Genomic DNA, 18497 nt, shown 5'->3' with positions numbered 1-18497 from the left:
TGAGGTCAGGAATAGCGGCTGATCGCCAGGTCGTGGGCATCGATCGCCGGCTTACGGCCACTGATGATGTCCGCGATCACATGCCCTGAGCCGCACGCCATGGTCCAGCCCAGAGTGCCATGGCCGGTGTTGAGGAAGAGGTTGGGGACGCGGGTGGCGCCCAGCACGGGCGTGCTGTCAGGGGTCATGGGCCGCAGCCCTGACCAGAAGCTCGCGCGCTTGAGATCGCCCGCGCCCTTGAAGAGCGAGCCGACCGAATATTCCAGCGTGTCGCGCCGCGCCTTGGGCAGCCCCTTGGAATAGCCGGATAACTCAGCCATGCCGCCGACCCGAATGCGGCCGCCCAGGCGGGTGATCGCGACTTTGTAGCTTTCGTCGAGCAATGTCGAAACGGGTGCGCGTGCCTCATCCGTGATTGGCACGGTGATGGAATAGCCCTTCACAGGATAGACAGGCAGACGGATGCCGATCGGCCTTAGCAGCAAGGGAGAATAGCTGCCCATCGCCACCAGATAGGCGTCCGCCGTCACATGCCCCCTGTCGGTTTCGATATGACTGATCCGGCCGTGATCGACGGCAAGCCGCCCGATGGTCCTGTCGTGGATGAAGGATACCCCCTTGGCCTTCGCCATGTCCGCCAGTGCGTTGGTGAACTTGAAGCAATCCCCTGTCTCGTCATTGGGAAGCCGCAACCCGCCGGCCAGAGGCACCTCGCTATTCTCCAGACCCGGCTCGGCTGCGATGCAACCGGCGGGATCGAGCACTTCGAAGGGCACGCCATCCGCCTTGAGGACAGCGATATCCTTGGCGATGCCGGCGAGCTGCTTCTGTTCGCGGAACAATTGAAGCGTGCCCTTGGAGCGCTCATCATAGCTGATGCCGGTTTCGCGCCGCAAATCGATCAGCCTGTCGCGGCTGAACTCCGCCAACCTCACCATCCGGCTCTTGTTGACGACATAAGCACGCTCATTGCAGTTGCCGAGCATCGCAGCCATCCAGCGCAGCATTGCCATGTCGAACTGCGGCCGCAGGATCAAAGGTGCGTGCTTCATGAAAAGCCAGCGCAGCGCCTTCATCGGTATTCCCGGCGCTGCCCAAGGGGAGGCATAGCCGGGCGAAATCTCCCCCGCATTGGCGAAGCTAGTTTCCAGTGCGGGAGCCGCCTGACGGTCGATCACGGTGACTTCATGCCCCGCTTGGGCGAGATACCAGGCCGAAGTGACGCCGATGACACCGCTGCCGAGAATGGCGACCTTCATGCTCTTATACTCCGTTGAAGCTCGGCGGCGGGCGCTGCGTGATAATCACGATGATAGCGACGGCCGAGTTGGGTCAGGATTTCATAGGAAATGGTGCCGGCATCGGCGGCGACATCGTCCACACTCTGATGCGGGCCGAGCAGTTCGACGGCCGCATCGGGATAAAGCAGCCTTTCCGGCACATCGGTCACGTCCAGGGTGATGCTGTCCATCGAAACGCGCCCGGCGATCGGCACCCGCTGCCCCGCGATGAAAGCCGATCCTTTGTTGCTCAGATGCCGCGGCCAGCCATCGGCGTAGCCGACCGGGATGGTGGCGATGCGCGTCGGCCGGATGCAACGGTGCGTGAGGCCATAGCCGACCGCCGCGCCAGCGGGTACGTTACGCAGCTGTATGATCCGCGCCTCGAGCGACACCACCGGGCGCATCGGGTTACCGACCTTCTGTGGCGCGCCGCCATAAAGCCCTATCCCTGCACGGACGACGTCGAAATGGCAGCGATCAAGGAAGCTTCCCCCGCTATTGTCGAGTGAGCGGGGAACGCCGGGGAAATGGCGTGAAACCGTCTGAAAGCTCATCCGTTGCTGCGCATTGAAGAGCGCGTCGGGATCATCGGCGCAGGCGAGATGGCTCATGAGGAGGGTCAGATCGATGCCGCTCAGACGGCTGCGCTCCGCAACCAGGGTTTCGACCTCCTGCAAGGGCAGGCCGAGCCGCGACATGCCGCTGTCAAATTGCAGAGCGGCAGGCAAGCTCTGACCCAGCCTCCGCGCGCATTCAGCCCAACGGGCGATCTGATCCAGAGAGTTTAGCACCGGAGTGGCGCCGATGGCTGCGCACTCCTGTTCCGCGCCGGGGTGCAACCCGTTCAGGACGAAGACGGGTGTTCCCGCCGGCAGTGCCCGTCGCAGGGCAGCTGCTTCGCCGAGATGGGCGACGAAGAAATGGCGGCAGCCGGCTTGCAACAGAGCCTTCGCGACGGGGACCGCGCCGAGCCCGTAAGCGTCAGCCTTGATCACGCCGGCGACGCGAGCAGGAGCTACTTGCCGCTGAATGACGTGGTAGTTGGTCGCCAGAGCATCGAGATCGATACGTAAAATGGCTCCCGCCATATGCTCATTCTGCATGACGCTTCCTTTCCGACAGAAGCTTATCGCGGGACCGTCAGAATAAGCTCTCAAATGCTGTGCGATTGTTCTAAGGATTGGCACAGAATAGAAGATGTTGCGAAGGATATCGAAGATGGCGGCTTCACTGGATTCCACGGATCGGTCTATCATCCGTCTGTTGCGGCTGAACGCGCGCCGTCCCAATTCGGAAATCGCAACCGAGGTTGGCCTTTCACCCTCCGCATGCCACCGCCGGATCAAGATGCTGGAGGATGAAGGGGTCATCCGCGGCTACACTGTCATCACTGGTCCGCTGGAAAGCGAGGCGAGAGCGGTCGACGTGCTGGTGCAGGTCACGTTGGAGCGGCAGACCGAGGATTATCTTGCGCGCTTTGAACATGCCGTGCGTCAATGCCCGGAAATCCGCGAGTGTTTCCTGATGACCGGCGGCGTCGATTACTGGCTGCGGGTCCAGACGGAAACGGTGGCCGCCTATGAGGCGATCCACAGCGAGATATTGTCGCGCATGCCCGGCGTGACCCGGATCAACTCCAGCATCGCAATGCGCGATGCCCTGCGGCCTCGCCGGTCAGCGAGGCGCTAGCACGTCAGATGCGCTTGGCGATCGCGCCCGCAGCCCAGCCCATGCTCACCGCAAGCGCAATGGCGGTTAGGCCGTAGAGGAACGACCAGCGCTCAGCGGCCACGGCCATGAACCGCTCAAAGCCCGATTTGCGGATCGTGATGTCCCGTATAGCTGCCGCCACGACCCGGCCGTCCTGCACAAGAAATGTCTCCGCCGTGTAATTGCCAACGATCACGCGCGCAGAGAGCGGCAGCCGCGCACGATACAGCACGCCCTGGCTGATCTCCACCGTGCCGAAGCGCTCGACATAAAGGCCGGCGCGCTCCCGAAGATCGATAAGGCCCTTCTGAAACCGTTCCAGTTCAGCGCTTTCGTTGAGCGACGAGGGTGAGAGCTGGAGTTTGTCCACGCCCATTTCATAGATTGCGGCCGTCCGTTCATCGACCACCTGGTCGATGGGGCGGGAAGAAGCGATGGCGTAAAAACTGGGCGCGGATCGGAAGCGCGCGCTGTCGGCGTTGACCCATATTCCCGCGACCTTCTGCTTCTCGCGCATGGTGATCGACTGGTCTGGGCCCTTCAGCACGACCATGATATCGGCTGGCTTTGCCGGGCGGCGGCCGTCGGGATAGACGATCGCGCCGAACAGCAGGAGATCCGCGCCGGTGAAACTATACTGGATTTCCACGTCGCGCTGCGACACGTCTGGAACCAGTATCGGCTCATTCGCCGCACAGAGCAGCAGCAGGGCAGGGGCCGAGGCGACGAGGAGGCGGGGCTTCAACGCACCTCTACCGTGTAGATTTCATCGGGGCGGAACCCGAGGCCCAGCGCCATGCGCGCGGCGACCAGCAGAACGATGGCCGCCAGCAGGATGCGCAGATATTCCGGGCGGACCGTCATGGATATGCGCGTTCCGACCTGAGCGCCTGTCACGCTGCCGATCAGCAGCAGCATCGCCAGGACGAGATCGACCGCCTTGGTCGTCATCGCGTGCATCATCGTCGTCGCCATGGTCACGAACAGGATCTGGAACAGCGAGGTTCCGACCACGGATTGCGTAGTCATGCCAAGCAGGTAGAGCATGGCGGGCACCAGGATGAAGCCCCCGCCAACGCCGAGCAACATCGTCAGAATGCCCGTCGCCATACCAAGCAGCAGCGGTGCAAGCGGAGAGATGTAAAGGCCGGAACGATAGAAGCGCCAGCGCATGGGAAGGGCGGCGACCAGTGGGTGATGCCGACGCTTGCGGGCCTGGATGTGCTTGCCCGTCTTGAGCGCGACGAGGGCCTGGATCGACTCTTTCGCCATCAACAGGCCGATGCCGCCTAGCATCAGCACATAGAGGATGCCGATCACTGTATCGATCTGTCCTATCGCTTGCAGCAGGCGGAACAACAGCACGCCGATCCCTGCGCCGAGCACGCCGCCCCCGATCAGCACACCGCCCATGCGCACGTCTACAGTGCCCCGCGACAGATGGGTCACCACGCCCGACACGCTGGCGCCCGTCACCTGGGAAGCCGCTGATGCCGCGGCGACGGTCGGCGGGATGCCATAGAAGATGAGGAGCGGCGTGGTCAGAAACCCGCCCCCGACCCCGAACATGCCAGACAGCAGGCCTACCACGCCCCCCAGCGCGATAATGACCAGCGCGTTCACCGACAGGTTGGCGATGGGCAGGTACAGATCCATGGAAGATCGGGGTTAAGCCCAATATGTTGAGAGATAAAGATGGAAGGGCCTAAAAATCCGAAGCTAGTGTTACCGCGAGCCCGGAAGCCGGGGCAGCCCGCCCGGCAACCCGTTCACGCCACTCGATCGAGAGCCGGGCTGCGGCCGGCGCCAGGGGAAGGCGGACTTGCAGTTCTGGTCCGAAATCGAGGCGCTCCACCTCCGGCTGAGCACCGCCTGAGACGCTGACACCCAGTCGGATGGGAGTGGCTTTGATTGGGGACAGGAGCGATAATTTGCCGTCGATGAACAGGTCGCGTGAATGGAAGCCGACCATTCCCGTCTGGGCGTAGGCTTCCGCTTCGATAGCGTGCGCTACGCGGGTTGGACCGAAGCCGCCGACCATCATAAGAGCATTGGCATTGCGGCCTCCCTCGCCCAGCGCGATCCGTCGCTCGGCAGCGATGCTGACCGGAACCGCGCGCGAGGGTTGATAAGCGAGTCCGACCGCGGCTTCAGGAGAGGCAGGACGGTTCAGTGCAGCACTGGCGCGAGCATAAGCGGCCGTGCGGCTTTGCGCGTCCGGATCGAAATCGAAGTCGACGCGAACGCCCGCCTGCGACCCGCCAAGCCTACCGCCTGCGACAGCGTCGGCCCTCGACGCGCTGCCCTCCCGCCATAATAGCCAGGCGCTGCCACGCCATCGATCGGCTCGCCCCGGACTGGGACTTGCAAGTGGAACGGAGGGGGCAGGGTTAATGCTTGGGACGGCCTTCGGAAATGATCCCGGCTCACCGCCGGGCTGCTGATTGAGTTCGGGCGGTAGAGCGACGTGCTCCGCAACCGCTATTCTCGATGCGACTACTTCCCCAGTCGCCACCGCTCTGGGGCCGTGCTCGATGAGTTGCCGCGAAAACGTTGCGGTGGGAGCGTCAGCCGCATGTGCAAGCTGGGCTGTTCCTTGGGGTGCGGGCCGCGCGGCCGATGACGCTTCAGCTAGAGGCGTCTTCCCCACCGGCGATCTCGCAGGCTCAGCGAGCATGGTGCCGCCGACCGTGGCAAGCCGGATCAAAGTCCAGCCGCCCAGGACGATAGCGAAGAAGCGGACCGGCCTGCCGTTGACGGCGCCCGTGCTCATCGCGGGGCTCCCGCTTCGGTCTGCGGAAAGCGGTGTTGCGTTTTGTCCCAAACGAGCGGCTTGCCGACCAGCGACTTGAGATATGCCATCACCGCGCGGCGCGCCGCCATCATCGAGATAATGTTGGCAATGATCGTCCGGAAGATAGCGCCCAGCCCATAGGCCCAGCCATAGGCCAGCCCAACGAAGATGAACCGCATCGCCATGCGCCAGATCATGAAGCCGAAATTCAGCCACAACAGCCCTTCGATGACGGGCGAAGACAGTTGGGTCGTGCCAAGCCCAAGCAGCGCAGCGGTCAGCAGAACTCCCCAGAGCAGCAGGGCAAGATAAGCCATGAACAGGACGAAGGCTGCCAAAGCGGCGCGGCGGTCGCGAATGCGCATCCACCATTCGGCGATGCCGCCATGCCATCCCATGCGATCCCATCCGGCAAGGGATATGCCGACGATCCAGCGCGCTTTCTGTTTTACCGCAGCCTGGATGCTGTCGGGGAAATACTCCCGGGTCGCAACCAGTTCGCCCTTCTCGTCGCGCATGCGGACGAAGACACCTCGACCGCCCATATTACTGATGCGCAGACCCACCTCATAATCTTCCGTCAGCGATCCGGGATCGAAGGGTCCGCCTTGGGAGTGATTTACAAGACTTTCGAGCGTCTGGCGTTCGAATGCGCAGGCGACGCCAGCCGACGGAACCGATGCGCCCATTGCTTCGCGGATCGTCAGATATTTGCCGTGGCTCTCGCCAAATTGGACGTTAGCGTAATTGCTCAAGCCATCAAAAATTCGTTCTGTTGCGTCCTCTTGCCTACATGCATTTGCCCCTGTTCGACCGCCCTAACTCTTTGACAACGAGTTGCAGTTAGTGCAGGCCGCGAAAAAAGTGACCCAGAGAGCAGATGTCCGCTACCGTTTTCCCCGTTGATTGCCCGCCGATCCCGCATGACACGCATGCGCTGGGGCCGGTTTACAGGGTGCTTGCAGGCGCTTCTCCCTCGCCTGTCGATTGGCAATCCCATGAACAGAGAGGGCAAGCCCTTCCCCCGAGAATGTGTAACTGTCGCTGGGTTTCGATCTCGCTTTTCACTAACACGTCTGTAGTGAAAAAATATAAGAACCTCGCTCATCTGTCGCATGCGGCAGAGTTGCACATCCCGGCTAACACTGGTGCGCACAAAACAAAGGGAGCGCACATCGACTTCTGGTGTGACGATAATACTGCCTTGGCGCAGCATGTTAAGGCAGTGGTCCAAATCTGATGGCTACCCGCAACCAATATGCCAATTTCGAGCAGGTGCTGTTCTACTTGGACGGCCCTCAACTCATCCTGCTGGAAATGGGGCCCAAGTCTAAGATCGTAGCCGTAGCGACGGATCGCATTGGCGATAGGCAGTTTTTCGGAGCAAAAGTCAGCATTCAGCAGTTCACAGATTATCTGAATGAGCGCTTCGATCTTAGGTTCATGCTCGCAAATCCAGAGCGCGACACCTGGTTCGAATTCGACCTGCCCGAGAATGGCAGCCCGAGAATTCTGCTGACCGAGGTCGAGCTCACCGAGGAGCGGATCGAAAAGTATTTACCCGAGCACGGCCTTTGGGCACGCGATCACAGTGAAGATTATGAAACGCTGACTGTAGAGGTGCGCACGCCGCAGCGATTTATGGTTGATGGGAACTGGGATATGAAGGAATTCTCGAAATTCCATTCATACCTTTCCGACATGTACGCGCTCACGCGTAGCGTTGATCTGTTCGTCGATGAGCAAACGTCAATCGACCGCAAGCGGACAGTCATGGAGTCTTTCGTCAAGCCTTGGGAGGGAGGCGGAAGTTACTTCGGCTTCTTCCGTTCGCTTTCGAAAGCGGGTGGGCGCGATCTCCGGCCCGATATCAAAGCGATCCAGTGGGCCTCGCCTGGGTACATCGACGTCGTTGGCGATCAGGCGTCGTTCGATCGTCTTACCGCTCTATTGACCCACTTCGGCAGGAATCACCGGATGATCGTTGAGGAATATGAACATCTCTGGAGCTACCTCCAGGAGACTAAGTTGCTCAAATCGACGTCGCGAAACTTGGATCGCAAATCCGACGTAGCGAAGGAAGTTGGGCGGCGGGCCCAAGCGCTGTCGCGTGCTCTTAATATCACCAGCTATTCCGAGATGAAGAAGATGGCTGGCAACGATCCTGTCGTCGCGGGCAAGGTGCTACTTGCATCGAAGCGGCGGCTGGAGCGGCTCTATACGTTCTTTTCAGAAGGTCGGCTCGAACTGCCAGGGCAATCTATCAGCAGCTGATAGCTATCATGCGTGCTTCGCCTTGCCAGTTGCGATCGACAGAATTTCATCCATCTGACGCACGACCTGGACAACGGCTCCGCGCTGCTTCGTGAGATCGGGGCTGACGATCACGCGGGCGATCATGGCGCGGTAGCGGCCGATCGCTTCGGGCTGGGCTTCTGGGGCTGCCAGCGCTGCGGCCAGATCCTCGACCTGCCGCCGATACTGCTCCTCCACATGCGGGTGTAGCGCCAGGACGTTCGGCAGGGCATCCATGCTGGCGAGCTCGCGCTGCAGGCGATCGGCTTCGTCGCGGGCGGTCGCGAGCATAGTGCGGATCTCGGCGAACTCACTGCCGCCTTCCGCGAACGCCTTCAGCATGCGCTCCTTCTTCCGCTCGGCTTCCTGGAGCTTGCGCTCTATGCGTGCGCGATCTCGGCCGAGGTCGGCCGACTGGCGTGCGAAGTCGCGGTGATATTCGCGCACATACTCGCTCACGGCCTCGGGAGAGAGTAGTCCGGCCTTCAGATCGGCGAGCACGCCTTCCTCATAGAGGCGCGTGTTGATCATCCGATTGTTTGAGCAGCCGAGGCGATAGCGGTAGTTGCTGCAACGCCAGAAGTCGCCGCTGGCTTTCACCCATGCCGTCCCGCAGACGCCACAAAAGCCGAGGCCAGACAGCACGTGCTTAGGCCGGCGCTTGCGCTCAGGGCGGACGCCCTGGTTTGATGCGAGGCGCTCCTGGACTCGCTGCCAAAGATTGTCGTCGATGATCCGGAGATGCGGGAAGGCCTGCCGCTCTACCTCTTCTTTAGGGTTGGGGCGCATGAGCCGTTGTCTGGTCTGCGGATTAACGACCTGACGGCTGCGCCCGTAGGTGACGACACCGATATAGGTCTCGTTGCGCAGAATGCCTCGCTTGTGCTTCAGGTCGCCGTTGATCGCGGTCTCGTGCCATAGCGCGCCCTGCGGGGCGGGGACGCAATCGGCGGTGAGCCCGGCGGCGATCTGGCGAGGGCTGCGGCCCGCCGCATACTCAGCGAAGATCCGTCGAACAATGTCGGCCTTATCCGGATCGATCTCGCGCAGGCCACGCACCAGCTGCCCTTTGTCGTCGAGGCGGTTGGCGTGGCGGTAGCCGTAGGCGATGCTGCCGGGGATCCGCCCCTGCTTCAGCGTGCCCAGCTGGCCCCGTCGAACGCGCTTGGCGAGGTCGGTGCGGAATTGCGCGTCCATGAAGCCTTTGACCAGGCCGATCATGGGCGTGACGGTGCCGTCGAACAGAGTGAAGAGGCGCGCGCCTGCGAACTCGATCCGCTCGCGGATCATGTGGGCGTCGGCGACATGGCGCGAGATGCGGTCGGTTGATTCTGCGAGCACCTGATCGACGCCGCCCGCCTCGACCAGCTGGAGCATCGCATGGAGGCCAGGGCGTTGGCGCGCATCGATGCCGGCAGCGCCGGAGATCGCGGCATCCTCGAACGCGCCAACGACTTGCCAGCCTTCCTGATCCGCACGCTGGCGGCACAGGGCGATCTGGTCCGCAGTCGAGCGCGGATTCTGGTTATCGCTGCTGAATCGTGCGTAGATGACCGTGCGCACGGCTGTCTCCCTGGTGGCCGCCCTGGTGCGCGGCGCGAAGGGCGGCAATGTCTCTTGCAACCTGCGCGCGCGCAAGGGCCTTCACAAATTCTCGGGTGGTCGGATCGAGCGGCGCGTTCACAGCAGCTTCCTGACGACGGCATTCGGGTCGAGCGGTTCGGGCGTTTCGATGCCGGCGGCGGCGAGGCACTCGGCGCATGGCGACCAAGCATTCAGTTGCTTGCCTGCACGCAGATCCTGGTGAACCTCGTAGCAGGGTGGGTCGCCATATTCCGCGCAGGCGTCCTGGCAGATAGACCGGAGCTTCGGGGAGGTCATGCTGCCGCCCTCCGCCGCTCGATCGGGATTGGATGCACCTTGCAATAGAGGAGCGTGAATTCGAGCGCGTACCAGACGTGGCGCATCGTCTCGATGCGGTCGCGCGTCATGCCCGCCCTGCCATCATCATGGGCGATGATCATCCGGTCCATGGTTGAGCGAACGCTTCGAGCCATGAGCGCCTGGTCGTCTGGATGCCAGCGAAGAGGTTCGCGCCGATCGCCGCCAAGCACGCGCATGAAGTGGACGATGTTGGACCAGATCACATCGTCCCGCTGCGCCTTCTCGGCGCTGATCTGGCCAGCCTGGACGGCTGCCTGCGTTGCCGCGCGGCGACGTTCGCGCTCTGCCGTCGCGGCAGTGACCAAGGCGGCGGGGGGTAGGGGGTCTCGGCCAAGATAGGCGCTCATGATCGCCGCCGCTCGTCTATGGTGCTGACAGGCTCACCGGCGTGAAAGCGCTGCTCTGATGGCAACGGTTCGAAGAGCAAGGCCGCAATGATCTTGCTGCGATACTCGGCGAGCATCCCGCAGATGAGGGCCAGAGCGAACCAGCCAACGCTGGCGAGCAATACAGCCGCACCGGCGCTCACTGCACGGCTCCGCGCACGTAGAGCGGCGTGCGATCATAGCCCTCGCCGGTGTGACCGGCCTTGCGCCAGCCCAGGCGGCGGAGCAGCTGCGAAATCTGGACGTTGTCGCGCGGTGCGGGGATGCGGCCCTCGTGCGCTGCGGCCGACAGGTCGCGGGACAGGTGGAGCAGGCCAACCTCATTCGCGTTGCGAAGGTGACGGGCGATGAAGAGGCCGATGCGCTTACCTGCCTCGCTGGCGTCGGTGAGCGCGATCATGGCGTTTTCGTCGGCGATCTTGGGATCGACCAGTTCGTTGATGTCAGCGCGGCGGCTCAGGCTTGCTGCCACGCCCTCACGGGCGATGTGGGCCGTGCCGTCTGCGGCATGGCTAAGAACGCGCCAGCGCAGGCCAAGAAAGAGCGCAACGCTGCCGGGGAAAGGGAACTGGTTTTCGCACTGGAGCATGATGAGCCTCCGTTGTTGGTGGAGGCGTAAATAGTGTGATGGATCACACTTCGTCAAGAAGATATGGTGTGATTTATCACAAGGTTCTTGAAATGTTCCCGTTGTTGAGGAATCTGGTCCGGTGCTGCAGAGGAGACGGTGAGTCGTGGATGATGTCTATTTCGTGCGTGTGGTGGGGGTCTCGAACTATCAGCAGGCGCTTAGCGAAAGCTATGCCGGTCAGGCTGTGCGGTTCGTTCATGAACCCGACAATCCACATGACGAGATGGCGCTGAGGGTCGAAAACTCTGTTGGAAGCACCCTCGGTTACATCCCGCGCTCCAGCTGGTTGAGAGCGCTGATCCACGAACGGGGGCGCGGAGTTTCGGGGGTGATATCGAGTATCGGCATGGCTCGATCCTGCATGCTGGGCGTGACGATAAGCGTGGCGATCTGTGACGACGAGGTCATCGTCGCGTCATACTTCCCGGATCGCCAAGCGCCAGAAGCGCCGAAGGGCGGCTTCCGCTATTGGGTCACTTCTGGAGAAGCGACCGCCCAGCGCGCGGCATAACGAAGATGATGGGTGTCGCCCAGGATACCTCAACGTCTTCAATGTCAGCGGCGTTGAGCGAACGCAGGGTATAAAACCCCGGCCGGCTTCCGCGCGCAAGCAGCTTTATGTAAGTCTCTCCCGTCGCCAGGCGAACGGCGCAATATTCCCCGATGTAGGGTTCGAGCACGCCGTCGTGCTGGCGGCTGATATAGACGATGTCCCCGGAAGAATACCGGGGCAGCATCGAATCTCCTACCACCTCCAGCGCTTCGAGCGGGCCCACGGCTCCCGGTGGCCGGGGTGCCGTCTCGATGCCGGTGGTCTCGTCGAAAATGATAGATCCTCCGGCTCCTACTCGGCCGGTGATAGGCACCTGTTCAAAGCCCAGCAAATCTTCCAGCGGAGCATCCAGCGCATCCGCCAAGCGGCGCAGAGTGCCCAGCTTCACGTCGGACCCTTCTCGATCAAGAAAGTCGCGGACTGACGTCTCTCCCAAGCCAGCTTTCTTGGCCAAGGGCTTCGACTTGATCTGACGGCGCTCCATCAAATCACGCAGTGCTTCGCGGACACGATCGAGCTCGGATAGGTGCTGCATGTGTGACGTATCACACAAAGTATCGTGTCGAGGGTAGAAGTGAAGCATCACACCTTGACGGTGTGATCTATCACACTTATAGCCCGCTTTATGAATGACTTGCTCCAAGCCGTTGAGGCCTATTTGGCTCAAACCGGGATGGCTCCTACCGCCTTTGGTGATGGTGCTCTGAACGACCGTCATTTTGTCCGCCAACTTCGCAATGGTCGCCGCACGTTCCGCGACACTGAAGACAAGGTGCGGACGTTCATGGCTGCCAATCCCCCGGTTGATACGGATACGGAACAGGCATCGTCACCGGGAAATTTGGGCAAGGTTTCCCCCCAAATTGAGGAGGCCCACTAACAGATGCCACGGGGGGATATTGCTACGGGGGAGAAGGCGCTTGCGCTGGCGACCAAACGCGCCATCGAAGCGGCTGGCGGGCTGGAACGCTGCGCCGATGAAACCTCCATCAAAAAGAGCCAGTTGTCGCGGTGCAGTTCGGTCAATGAGCCCGACAGCATCACGATCCGGGACGCCATCACCATCGATCTTCTGGGAACGCGCGTGGAGGGGCAGCCCTTCATCCTGCGCGCCTACTGCCGCCAGCTGGGCGGCGTGTTCGTGCCAATGCCCGAGCCGCAGGACGACGCCAATGGGTTGACGCTGTCGGTGGTCGAACTGGCGGGCGAGCTCGGCGACCTGTCGGACAGCATCCGGACGGCGATCAGCGCCCAGGGTGACCAGGGCGAGGCGGTCTCGCCGCGTGAGCGGGACGCCATCCGCGCCGACATCCAGACAATGCAGGAAACGCTGGCTGCGCTCGATCAGCGCATGCTGGCCTTGGACGGGGGGCGCTGACGATGGCCACGAATGCACGCGACTTGCGCTTCTCGATCGGGCCGCTCTGCCTCTCCACTTCCGTGCGGGAACTGGAGGAATGGGTGGCCGGCGCGCCTGAAGGTGCCGACTTCGTCTATGCACGCGGCGCGGTCCTGGACCAGCGCCGCGATGTCGTTATCCGCGCCCGTGAACTGGCGCAGGAAGGCGAGGTCCGCACGCACCAGCGCAAGGTCAACGGCGAATGGGAGTATTTCGTCGTCCGCCGCTATCCCGACCGGCAGCCCAGGCAGAAGGTTCGCCATCTGCACGCAGCGCCCGAAACGCCGGCAGGCCGCGTGCTCGCCATCATGGAGCGCTGCCTGCGCCTCGGCCTCCCTGCGCGCACCAATGCCGAGATCGCGCGGGAGATGGGCCTGAAGAACGCGGAAGCGGCCCGGTACCTGTTCAACCAGCTGGTCGAGCAGAAGATCTTGACCGTCACGAACTTCGGTACGCGCGAGCGGCGCGTCGTCACCTTCGTCGCCAGCGGCAAATCTACCGTGCGGGGGGCGCTATGAGCGATCTGATCTCATGCATGGGCTGCGCGGAAATGCAGCAGGGGGTGCCGGAAGCTGCTCTGCCTGACGGCTGGGACGCGATGCGCATACCCGGGTTTGAACCCGCCTACTTCTGCGGCGCGTGCGTCGATGGCGGCATGATGGAGCAGTATCGGGCGCAGCAGGGGCTGCCCCGGCGTGCGCGCTGGCGGTTCCCGAACGGCATCATGGCGCTCTATCGCCCGGCGGCGAAGCAGGTCCTGCTGGCGACGGCGGATGGCATGGCAGAGATCAGCGAGCGGGAAGCGGAGCAGCTGGTGGCGGCGATCGCGGCGGCGCTGGCGGTTCGCGGCCTCGCCGAGCAGCTGACGGTGGAGGCGCGCCAATGACCTTCGTCGATATGACCATCACCCGCCGCCATTTCGAGGCCCGTTACAACCAGGTCGGCCGCTGCATGCTGGCCGATCTTGCCGAGATATTCGGGCTCGACTTCGACACGGCCGAGCATTGGGCCGACGAGATCGACCGCGACACCCATGAGCAGATTGCCGCCGTCAGCAGGCCGCTAACAGGCGGCGGCATGGCGGAGACGGGCGCGCCTGCACAGCGCACCGCCTCCGCCGCTTCCCGCTCCCACAATCCATAAGCCGCAACGGCAAGCCCAAGAGAGAAGGACGTTCCATGGCCAGACCGAAGAAAGCGACGGCGCAGGCAGCGCCTGAAGAGACGACAGCACCGGAGGGCCTTCGGGTCGCGCCCATGGCCATTCAGCCGGTGCCGCTCGGCCGTCTTGTCCGCGCGCCGGAGAATGTGCGCCATACGGACAAGGCGGCCGATGTGGAGAGCCTGGCCGATGACATCGCCGCGCACGGGCTGCTCCAGTCGCTGATCGGCTATGCCGGCGACACCGATATCGACGCGGCCGCCATCTACATCATCGGCGGCGGCCGTCGCCTGCAGGCGCTGCAGCTGCTGCGCGAGCGCGGCTCTATCGACGATCGCTATGAGGTTTCGGTGCTGATCCGCGACCAGGCCGAAGCGATCGAACTGTCGCTGTCGGAAAATCTGGCGCGGCGAGACATGAACCCGGCGGATGAATTCGCCGCGTTCGTGGAGCTGATGCGCCCGGGCACGATGTCGCCTGCTGATATCGCCAAGCGGTTCGGCTTTTCCGAACGGTATGTGAAGCAGCGGCTGCGGCTGGGTGGCCTCGCGCCCGAGATCCTCGACGCCATGCGTGAGGGCAAGCTGACGATCGACGCCGCCATGGCCTATGCGCAGTCGCAGGATCATAAGCTGCAGCTGAAGGTGTTCAACGCTCAGGCGAAGAGCAACTGGAAGCCGCATGATCCGCATTCGATCGGGCTCGCTTACCATAATGCCCAGATGACAACCAAGGACGCGCTGTTCCTTTTCGTCGGCGCTGAGGATTATGAGAAGAAGGGCGGCGGCTATGAAGACGACCTGTTCGGCGAGGCCGATCGCTGGGGCGGCCGGAAGATCACGGACGCCAGCATCATCCTCTCGATCGCTAAGGATCGGGCAGCGTTTCAGCAGATCCGCCTGCTCTCGGAAGCGAAGGATGTCTATCCCGGCACCGTCGATGTCCTGATACCGGGCGGCATCCGCCGCAGCGCCCCGCCGAAAGCACCGAAGGGCTACAAGCTGGTGGACAAGGGCTATCGATCGGAGCCGACCTATGCCCAGCTACGCGAGAAAGCTGCCCAGCTGGGTCTCGACATGGTGCGTATCGCCAGCGTCAACAATGAGGGCCTGCTGGCGATGGAGGAGCAATTCTATGTTCCCGCTGATCGCCACGCGGAACTGCTCCCGCCTCCGGGTAGTGATCGGCCGCAAGAAACGCCGGAGCAGATCGCTGCACGCCAGCGCGCCGCAAGTGTTCGTTCGGTCGCGGCGCTGCTCGCGGCGGTAAAGGTGCGGACAGACAAGGTTGAAGGGCGGCAATTCTGGCGGACGCAGCGTCCCGATCTGTGGCGCAAGGAGCACCGTGAAGGCGTCGGCGAATGCTATCCCATCCTGGTCGACGTGTTGGTGACGCCAGCGGAGATCGATGCGCAGCTGGAAGCTGCCGAGATCGAATTCGATCGACAGGAGGCGGAAAAGGTTGCCCGCCGCGAGGTCGAGGAAAAGGCGAAAGCGGAAGCTGCAGAGGCGCTCGATGCGCGGCGCGCCGAAGTTCTGGGCATGGACCCCGCACCGATCGTCATCCAGGTTGATGGCATCACGCACTTCCGCTGGGAAAGCGGGGCCTATGCCGATGAGCAGGAAGATACGCCTGAAGCAGATGAATGCTCCTTCTATGACGATCTGGAAGAACTGCTGCAGCATGCCGAGAGCATCGGCCTGACTTGGCCCTCGCTCGAAGCATGGGCCGATAATCCCCATGGCGACAATGTCGCGGAGCCCGAGGAGCAGGCCGCATGATCAACGTAAATGTGAAAGTGCTGCGGGCCGCGCTGAAGGCGGTCAATGCGGTGGTCGAGAAGCGGACGACCGTGCCGATCTGCGCGACCGTGCTGGTGCGATCGACGCCAGGGCAGATGTTCCTGACGGGCACCGACCTGGAAATCATGGTCGAAAAGACGGTCGATCTGGAGGACGCCGGCGCGAACACCGCCATGAACTTCTGCGTCGATGCCTCGACGTTGGCGTCGATCGCGGGCAAGCTGCCAGCGGAAGGCGTGGCCAAGATCGAGGCGGACGGCAACACCGGCATCACGATCAAGTGCGGTCGGGCGCGGTTCAAGCTGCCCACGCTGCCGACCGATGATTTCCCGGTGCTTGCCGCCCGAGATTGGGACGCGGAGTGGGAGCAGGACGGAACGCAGCTGGTGCAGATGATCGAGAGCGTTCGCTTCGCCATCTCGACCGAAGAAACCCGCTATTATCTAGGCGGCATCTACGTCCATGTGCCCTCGGGCTCGGAGTGCCAGTTCGCGGCCGCGACCGATGGGCACCGGCTGGCACGCTTCCACTGCAACGTCGCAGAGGGTGCGGAGGAGATGCCGGGCATCATCATCCCGCGCAAGGCGATCGGCGCGCTGGCCCAGCTGCTCGACGAAGAAGGCGGCACGGTCGGAGTGTCGGTTAGCACGACGAAGTTCCGGTTCGAGGTCGGCAAGACGGTGCTGACAGGCAAGCTGATCGATGGGACATTCCCGGATTACACCCGCGTCATTCCTGCGGCCAACCGTCTGGACTGCTGGTTTGAGCCTGCCGTGCTCGCCGAAGCGGTGGAGCGGGTGCTGACGATCAGCAGCGACAAGACGAAGGCTATCGCCTTCAACTTCGCCGCGCAGGCCGTCACGCTGGAGGTCACCAGCCCTGAAAATGGCACGGCCAGCGAGGAAGTGCCCTGCGAATATGAAGGCGAGCCGCTGCGCATCGGCTTCAACGGCAGCTATCTGCTCGACGTGCTGCGGCACCTGAAGGGCACCGATTCCGGGAATGAGCGGGCTCGCGTGAAGCTGGCCGATCCCGCCGCGCCCTCGCTCTGGCAGACCAGCGACGATGCTGCCCGCCTCTATGTCCTTATGCCGCTGAGGGTCTGATCATGTCCGCTTTCCTACAATGTGACGCCCATGGGTGTGACCACCGCGAAACGGTCGATGAGATCCGCGAGGATCAGATCGGGAGGCCGTGCCCGAACTGCGGTGAGAGCCTCCTGACCCGCGCCGACTATGATGTCTATGTGGCGCGGTTCAAGCCGATGCTGGATGTGATGAAGGTGCTCGGCCTAGCGGTCGAGCCGACGCCCGGCGCTGAGGGAGTGCGCACCTCCATCCATTACCATGACGGCGTGACCACCATTCGCGAGCATGGTGCCGGTTGATGGCTGAAGGTCTTTTCCCTGAGCAGCCCATTGCTGGCCCCGCGCCGAAGGGCCTCGGCCGCATGATGACGGGCGGCGGCGAAAAGGTCGCGCGCCAGGGGAACGACTATTATCCGACGCCGGCGACGGTCACTCGTGCATTCATTGCTGCCGAGCGCGGGGCGCTGGAGGATTACAGCGGGATGCTGGGCAATCCGGTGTGGGAGCCCTGCGGGCGCGGTGGCGCGATCGCGGGTGAGCTCGCGGCCGCTGGCTTCTCCACTATCGCCACTGACCTGGTCGCGGATCCCGCGCATGGCGTCGGCTCGCAAGATCTTCTGCTCTGCCGACAGGCGCTATCGCCCGTCGTCGTGACGAACCCGCCCTTCGCGCTGGCGGCCGAGATGATCCGGCATCTGCTGAACGACCTGGGCTGCACCTATGTCGCGATGCTGCTGAAGTCGTCCTTCTGGCATGCCGAGGTGCGCACGGGCCTGTGGCGGCAGCGGACGCATGCGCGGATCTACGCGCTGAACTGGCGGCCGGATTTCCTCGGCAAGGGCAACCCGACGATGGAAGTGATCTGGTGCGTCTGGGACGCGGCCGCGATCGAGAATCTTTGTGTTTATGATGTCCTGACGCCCTTTCGCGCTCCGGACCTGTTGGGGGAGGAATGATGGCGACCGTCATTAAGGAGCCGTGGGTGACCCGCTGGGGCCGGGAAACGGACAGCTGGAACGTCACCGAACTGGACGATGAAAATCCGGAGCAGGACGCGGAAGGTGGCGACAGCGACGGATCGGGCATGCCGGGCCGCTGGCTGGTCGGCCAGGCCGTGGCGCGCTGGTCCCTCACGCAGCCGGTCGAGCCCACGGCCGAGATGGTGGCAAGCGTCTTCAACCTGCCGATCGAGCTCGCGCGCGACTGCATGGGCATCGCACTGCACGCGATCGGCACGCTGGGCACCGCGCTCCAGGTGTGGAGTGCCCTGCAGGATCAGCGGTGGGAGGGGCAGACGGTCGGCGCGGCCGCGCTCGCCTTCCATCTTGCGCCGGCGCCGATCATCGAGGCGGTCGAGGGGCATTTCTGGATGTATCTCGCCGGCGATCGTGACGATCCGACGGCCATGACGATCGAACATGACGGCGAGTAGCGCGCCGCCGTCCTGACGGC

The 18497-nt window shown here is 63.0% G+C and carries 24 protein-coding genes and 1 pseudogene; 13 read left to right on the top strand and 12 right to left on the bottom strand.

Annotated features, from left to right (window positions below):
• Positions 1 to 5 precede the first annotated feature (5 nt).
• Positions 6 to 1259, bottom strand: a complete 1254-nt coding sequence (locus tag L858_RS0100565) for a D-amino acid dehydrogenase (protein WP_022681193.1) — start codon at positions 1257 to 1259, stop codon at positions 6 to 8.
• A complete protein-coding gene (gene alr, locus L858_RS0100560) occupies positions 1256 to 2386 on the bottom strand; it encodes an alanine racemase (protein WP_022681192.1) in 1131 nt (376 codons plus the stop codon). Before alr ends, L858_RS0100565 begins: the two co-directional genes overlap by 4 nt.
• Positions 2387 to 2501: 115 nt before the next feature.
• On the opposite strand from alr, the gene L858_RS0100555 reads away from it, so the two are divergent.
• Positions 2502 to 2972, top strand: coding sequence for an Lrp/AsnC family transcriptional regulator (locus L858_RS0100555; RefSeq protein ID WP_022681191.1), 471 nt, complete (start codon positions 2502 to 2504; stop codon positions 2970 to 2972).
• A 4-nt stretch (positions 2973 to 2976) separates the two neighbouring features.
• On the opposite strand, the gene L858_RS0100550 is transcribed toward L858_RS0100555, so the two are convergent.
• The 4 genes and pseudogenes from L858_RS0100550 to L858_RS19340 all read right to left on the bottom strand — a co-directional run.
• On the bottom strand, positions 2977 to 3738 hold the full coding sequence (locus L858_RS0100550; protein WP_022681190.1) for a TIGR02186 family protein: 762 nt from the start codon (positions 3736 to 3738) through the stop codon (positions 2977 to 2979).
• Positions 3735 to 4649, bottom strand: a complete 915-nt coding sequence (locus L858_RS0100545; RefSeq protein ID WP_022681189.1) for a sulfite exporter TauE/SafE family protein — start codon at positions 4647 to 4649, stop codon at positions 3735 to 3737. Before L858_RS0100545 ends, L858_RS0100550 begins: the two co-directional genes overlap by 4 nt.
• A gap of 49 nt (positions 4650 to 4698) precedes the next feature.
• The gene (locus L858_RS21865) at positions 4699 to 5766 is read right to left on the bottom strand and encodes a hypothetical protein (RefSeq protein ID WP_193742829.1); all 1068 of its coding nucleotides are present in this window, start codon (positions 5764 to 5766) and stop codon (positions 4699 to 4701) included.
• Positions 5763 to 6542, bottom strand: a pseudogene (locus tag L858_RS19340) (glycosyltransferase family 2 protein); the annotation flags it as partial. The pseudogene L858_RS19340 and the gene L858_RS21865, both read right to left, overlap by 4 nt.
• A 484-nt stretch (positions 6543 to 7026) precedes the next feature.
• On the opposite strand from L858_RS19340, the gene L858_RS0100530 reads away from it, so the two are divergent.
• Positions 7027 to 8061 (top strand): hypothetical protein, encoded by a 1035-nt coding sequence (locus L858_RS0100530; protein WP_022681186.1) that lies wholly within the window; start codon positions 7027 to 7029, stop codon positions 8059 to 8061.
• 6 nt (positions 8062 to 8067) lie between these two features.
• On the opposite strand, the gene L858_RS0100525 is transcribed toward L858_RS0100530, so the two are convergent.
• The 5 genes from L858_RS0100525 to L858_RS0100505 form a co-directional block, all read right to left on the bottom strand.
• The gene (locus tag L858_RS0100525; RefSeq protein ID WP_028055650.1) at positions 8068 to 9645 is read right to left on the bottom strand and encodes a recombinase family protein; all 1578 of its coding nucleotides are present in this window, start codon (positions 9643 to 9645) and stop codon (positions 8068 to 8070) included.
• 117 nt (positions 9646 to 9762) lie between these two features.
• Positions 9763 to 9963 (bottom strand): hypothetical protein, encoded by a 201-nt coding sequence (locus L858_RS0100520; protein WP_022681184.1) that lies wholly within the window; start codon positions 9961 to 9963, stop codon positions 9763 to 9765.
• Positions 9960 to 10373: a hypothetical protein gene (locus tag L858_RS0100515; RefSeq protein ID WP_022681183.1), complete on the bottom strand. Its 414-nt coding sequence runs from the start codon at positions 10371 to 10373 to the stop codon at positions 9960 to 9962. Before L858_RS0100515 ends, L858_RS0100520 begins: the two co-directional genes overlap by 4 nt.
• Positions 10370 to 10555, bottom strand: coding sequence for a hypothetical protein (locus tag L858_RS0100510; protein ID WP_022681182.1), 186 nt, complete (start codon positions 10553 to 10555; stop codon positions 10370 to 10372). The genes L858_RS0100515 and L858_RS0100510 overlap by 4 nt, the downstream gene beginning before the upstream one ends.
• Positions 10552 to 11001: a hypothetical protein gene (locus tag L858_RS0100505; protein WP_022681181.1), complete on the bottom strand. Its 450-nt coding sequence runs from the start codon at positions 10999 to 11001 to the stop codon at positions 10552 to 10554. The genes L858_RS0100510 and L858_RS0100505 overlap by 4 nt, the downstream gene beginning before the upstream one ends.
• Before the next feature lie 145 nt (positions 11002 to 11146).
• Here L858_RS0100505 and L858_RS0100500 point away from each other — a divergent pair, with 145 nt between their 5' ends.
• Entirely contained in the window at positions 11147 to 11554 is a 408-nt protein-coding gene (locus L858_RS0100500; RefSeq protein WP_022681180.1) for an HIRAN domain-containing protein, read from the top strand.
• On the opposite strand, the gene L858_RS0100495 is transcribed toward L858_RS0100500, so the two are convergent.
• Positions 11517 to 12131, bottom strand: a complete 615-nt coding sequence (locus L858_RS0100495) for a phage repressor protein (RefSeq protein WP_022681179.1) — start codon at positions 12129 to 12131, stop codon at positions 11517 to 11519. The genes L858_RS0100500 and L858_RS0100495 overlap by 38 nt on opposite strands.
• Positions 12132 to 12221: 90 nt before the next feature.
• Here L858_RS0100495 and L858_RS19335 point away from each other — a divergent pair, with 90 nt between their 5' ends.
• The 10 genes from L858_RS19335 to L858_RS0100445 are packed head-to-tail and all read left to right on the top strand — an operon-like array spanning position 12222 to position 18477.
• Positions 12222 to 12476, top strand: a complete 255-nt coding sequence (locus L858_RS19335) for a hypothetical protein (protein WP_022681178.1) — start codon at positions 12222 to 12224, stop codon at positions 12474 to 12476.
• Positions 12477 to 12479: 3 nt separating this feature from the next.
• Positions 12480 to 12974 (top strand): phage regulatory CII family protein, encoded by a 495-nt coding sequence (locus L858_RS0100485; RefSeq protein WP_022681177.1) that lies wholly within the window; start codon positions 12480 to 12482, stop codon positions 12972 to 12974.
• Between the two features lie 2 nt (positions 12975 to 12976).
• The gene (locus L858_RS0100480) at positions 12977 to 13513 is read left to right on the top strand and encodes a hypothetical protein (protein ID WP_022681176.1); all 537 of its coding nucleotides are present in this window, start codon (positions 12977 to 12979) and stop codon (positions 13511 to 13513) included.
• The gene (locus L858_RS0100475) at positions 13510 to 13881 is read left to right on the top strand and encodes a hypothetical protein (protein WP_022681175.1); all 372 of its coding nucleotides are present in this window, start codon (positions 13510 to 13512) and stop codon (positions 13879 to 13881) included. Before L858_RS0100480 ends, L858_RS0100475 begins: the two co-directional genes overlap by 4 nt.
• Positions 13878 to 14138, top strand: coding sequence for a hypothetical protein (locus tag L858_RS0100470; RefSeq protein WP_022681174.1), 261 nt, complete (start codon positions 13878 to 13880; stop codon positions 14136 to 14138). The genes L858_RS0100475 and L858_RS0100470 overlap by 4 nt, the downstream gene beginning before the upstream one ends.
• A 35-nt stretch (positions 14139 to 14173) precedes the next feature.
• A complete protein-coding gene (locus tag L858_RS20875; protein ID WP_022681173.1) occupies positions 14174 to 15937 on the top strand; it encodes a ParB/RepB/Spo0J family partition protein in 1764 nt (587 codons plus the stop codon).
• On the top strand, positions 15934 to 17064 hold the full coding sequence (gene dnaN, locus L858_RS0100460) for a DNA polymerase III subunit beta (protein WP_022681172.1): 1131 nt from the start codon (positions 15934 to 15936) through the stop codon (positions 17062 to 17064). Before L858_RS20875 ends, dnaN begins: the two co-directional genes overlap by 4 nt.
• A 2-nt stretch (positions 17065 to 17066) precedes the next feature.
• Complete coding sequence (locus L858_RS19325; RefSeq protein ID WP_022681171.1) at positions 17067 to 17345, top strand: hypothetical protein; 279 nt, start codon at positions 17067 to 17069, stop codon at positions 17343 to 17345.
• Positions 17345 to 18001, top strand: a complete 657-nt coding sequence (locus L858_RS20870; protein ID WP_022681170.1) for a hypothetical protein — start codon at positions 17345 to 17347, stop codon at positions 17999 to 18001. Before L858_RS19325 ends, L858_RS20870 begins: the two co-directional genes overlap by 1 nt.
• Positions 18001 to 18477, top strand: a complete 477-nt coding sequence (locus L858_RS0100445) for a hypothetical protein (protein ID WP_022681169.1) — start codon at positions 18001 to 18003, stop codon at positions 18475 to 18477. The genes L858_RS20870 and L858_RS0100445 overlap by 1 nt, the downstream gene beginning before the upstream one ends.
• Positions 18478 to 18497: the final 20 nt, after the last annotated feature.

Origin of the sequence: Sphingobium bisphenolivorans, from assembly GCF_000412635.1 — a bacterium.
Classification (GTDB): Bacteria; Pseudomonadota; Alphaproteobacteria; order Sphingomonadales; family Sphingomonadaceae; genus Sphingobium; species Sphingobium bisphenolivorans.
The sequence above is the reverse complement of the archived record's forward strand: the minus strand, read 5'-3'. Positions and strand labels throughout refer to the sequence as shown.

Excerpts from the sequence above, each read along its gene's own strand:
- L858_RS0100565 (WP_022681193.1), bottom strand. The coding sequence starts at position 1,259 with ATGAAGGTCGCCATTCTCGGCAGCGGTGTCATCGGCGTCACTTCGGCC.
- alr (WP_022681192.1), bottom strand. The coding sequence starts at position 2,386 with ATGCAGAATGAGCATATGGCGGGAGCCATTTTACGTATCGATCTCGAT.
- L858_RS0100555 (WP_022681191.1), top strand. The coding sequence starts at position 2,502 with ATGGCGGCTTCACTGGATTCCACGGATCGGTCTATCATCCGTCTGTTG.
- L858_RS0100545 (WP_022681189.1), bottom strand. The coding sequence starts at position 4,649 with ATGGATCTGTACCTGCCCATCGCCAACCTGTCGGTGAACGCGCTGGTC.
- L858_RS21865 (WP_193742829.1), bottom strand. The coding sequence starts at position 5,766 with ATGAGCACGGGCGCCGTCAACGGCAGGCCGGTCCGCTTCTTCGCTATC.
- L858_RS0100530 (WP_022681186.1), top strand. The coding sequence starts at position 7,027 with ATGGCTACCCGCAACCAATATGCCAATTTCGAGCAGGTGCTGTTCTAC.
- L858_RS0100520 (WP_022681184.1), bottom strand. The coding sequence starts at position 9,963 with ATGACCTCCCCGAAGCTCCGGTCTATCTGCCAGGACGCCTGCGCGGAA.
- L858_RS0100515 (WP_022681183.1), bottom strand. The coding sequence starts at position 10,373 with ATGAGCGCCTATCTTGGCCGAGACCCCCTACCCCCCGCCGCCTTGGTC.
- L858_RS0100505 (WP_022681181.1), bottom strand. The coding sequence starts at position 11,001 with ATGCTCCAGTGCGAAAACCAGTTCCCTTTCCCCGGCAGCGTTGCGCTC.
- L858_RS0100495 (WP_022681179.1), bottom strand. The coding sequence starts at position 12,131 with ATGCAGCACCTATCCGAGCTCGATCGTGTCCGCGAAGCACTGCGTGAT.
- L858_RS19335 (WP_022681178.1), top strand. The coding sequence starts at position 12,222 with ATGAATGACTTGCTCCAAGCCGTTGAGGCCTATTTGGCTCAAACCGGG.
- L858_RS0100485 (WP_022681177.1), top strand. The coding sequence starts at position 12,480 with ATGCCACGGGGGGATATTGCTACGGGGGAGAAGGCGCTTGCGCTGGCG.
- L858_RS0100480 (WP_022681176.1), top strand. The coding sequence starts at position 12,977 with ATGGCCACGAATGCACGCGACTTGCGCTTCTCGATCGGGCCGCTCTGC.
- L858_RS0100475 (WP_022681175.1), top strand. The coding sequence starts at position 13,510 with ATGAGCGATCTGATCTCATGCATGGGCTGCGCGGAAATGCAGCAGGGG.
- L858_RS0100470 (WP_022681174.1), top strand. The coding sequence starts at position 13,878 with ATGACCTTCGTCGATATGACCATCACCCGCCGCCATTTCGAGGCCCGT.
- L858_RS20875 (WP_022681173.1), top strand. The coding sequence starts at position 14,174 with ATGGCCAGACCGAAGAAAGCGACGGCGCAGGCAGCGCCTGAAGAGACG.
- dnaN (WP_022681172.1), top strand. The coding sequence starts at position 15,934 with ATGATCAACGTAAATGTGAAAGTGCTGCGGGCCGCGCTGAAGGCGGTC.
- L858_RS19325 (WP_022681171.1), top strand. The coding sequence starts at position 17,067 with ATGTCCGCTTTCCTACAATGTGACGCCCATGGGTGTGACCACCGCGAA.
- L858_RS20870 (WP_022681170.1), top strand. The coding sequence starts at position 17,345 with ATGGCTGAAGGTCTTTTCCCTGAGCAGCCCATTGCTGGCCCCGCGCCG.
- L858_RS0100445 (WP_022681169.1), top strand. The coding sequence starts at position 18,001 with ATGGCGACCGTCATTAAGGAGCCGTGGGTGACCCGCTGGGGCCGGGAA.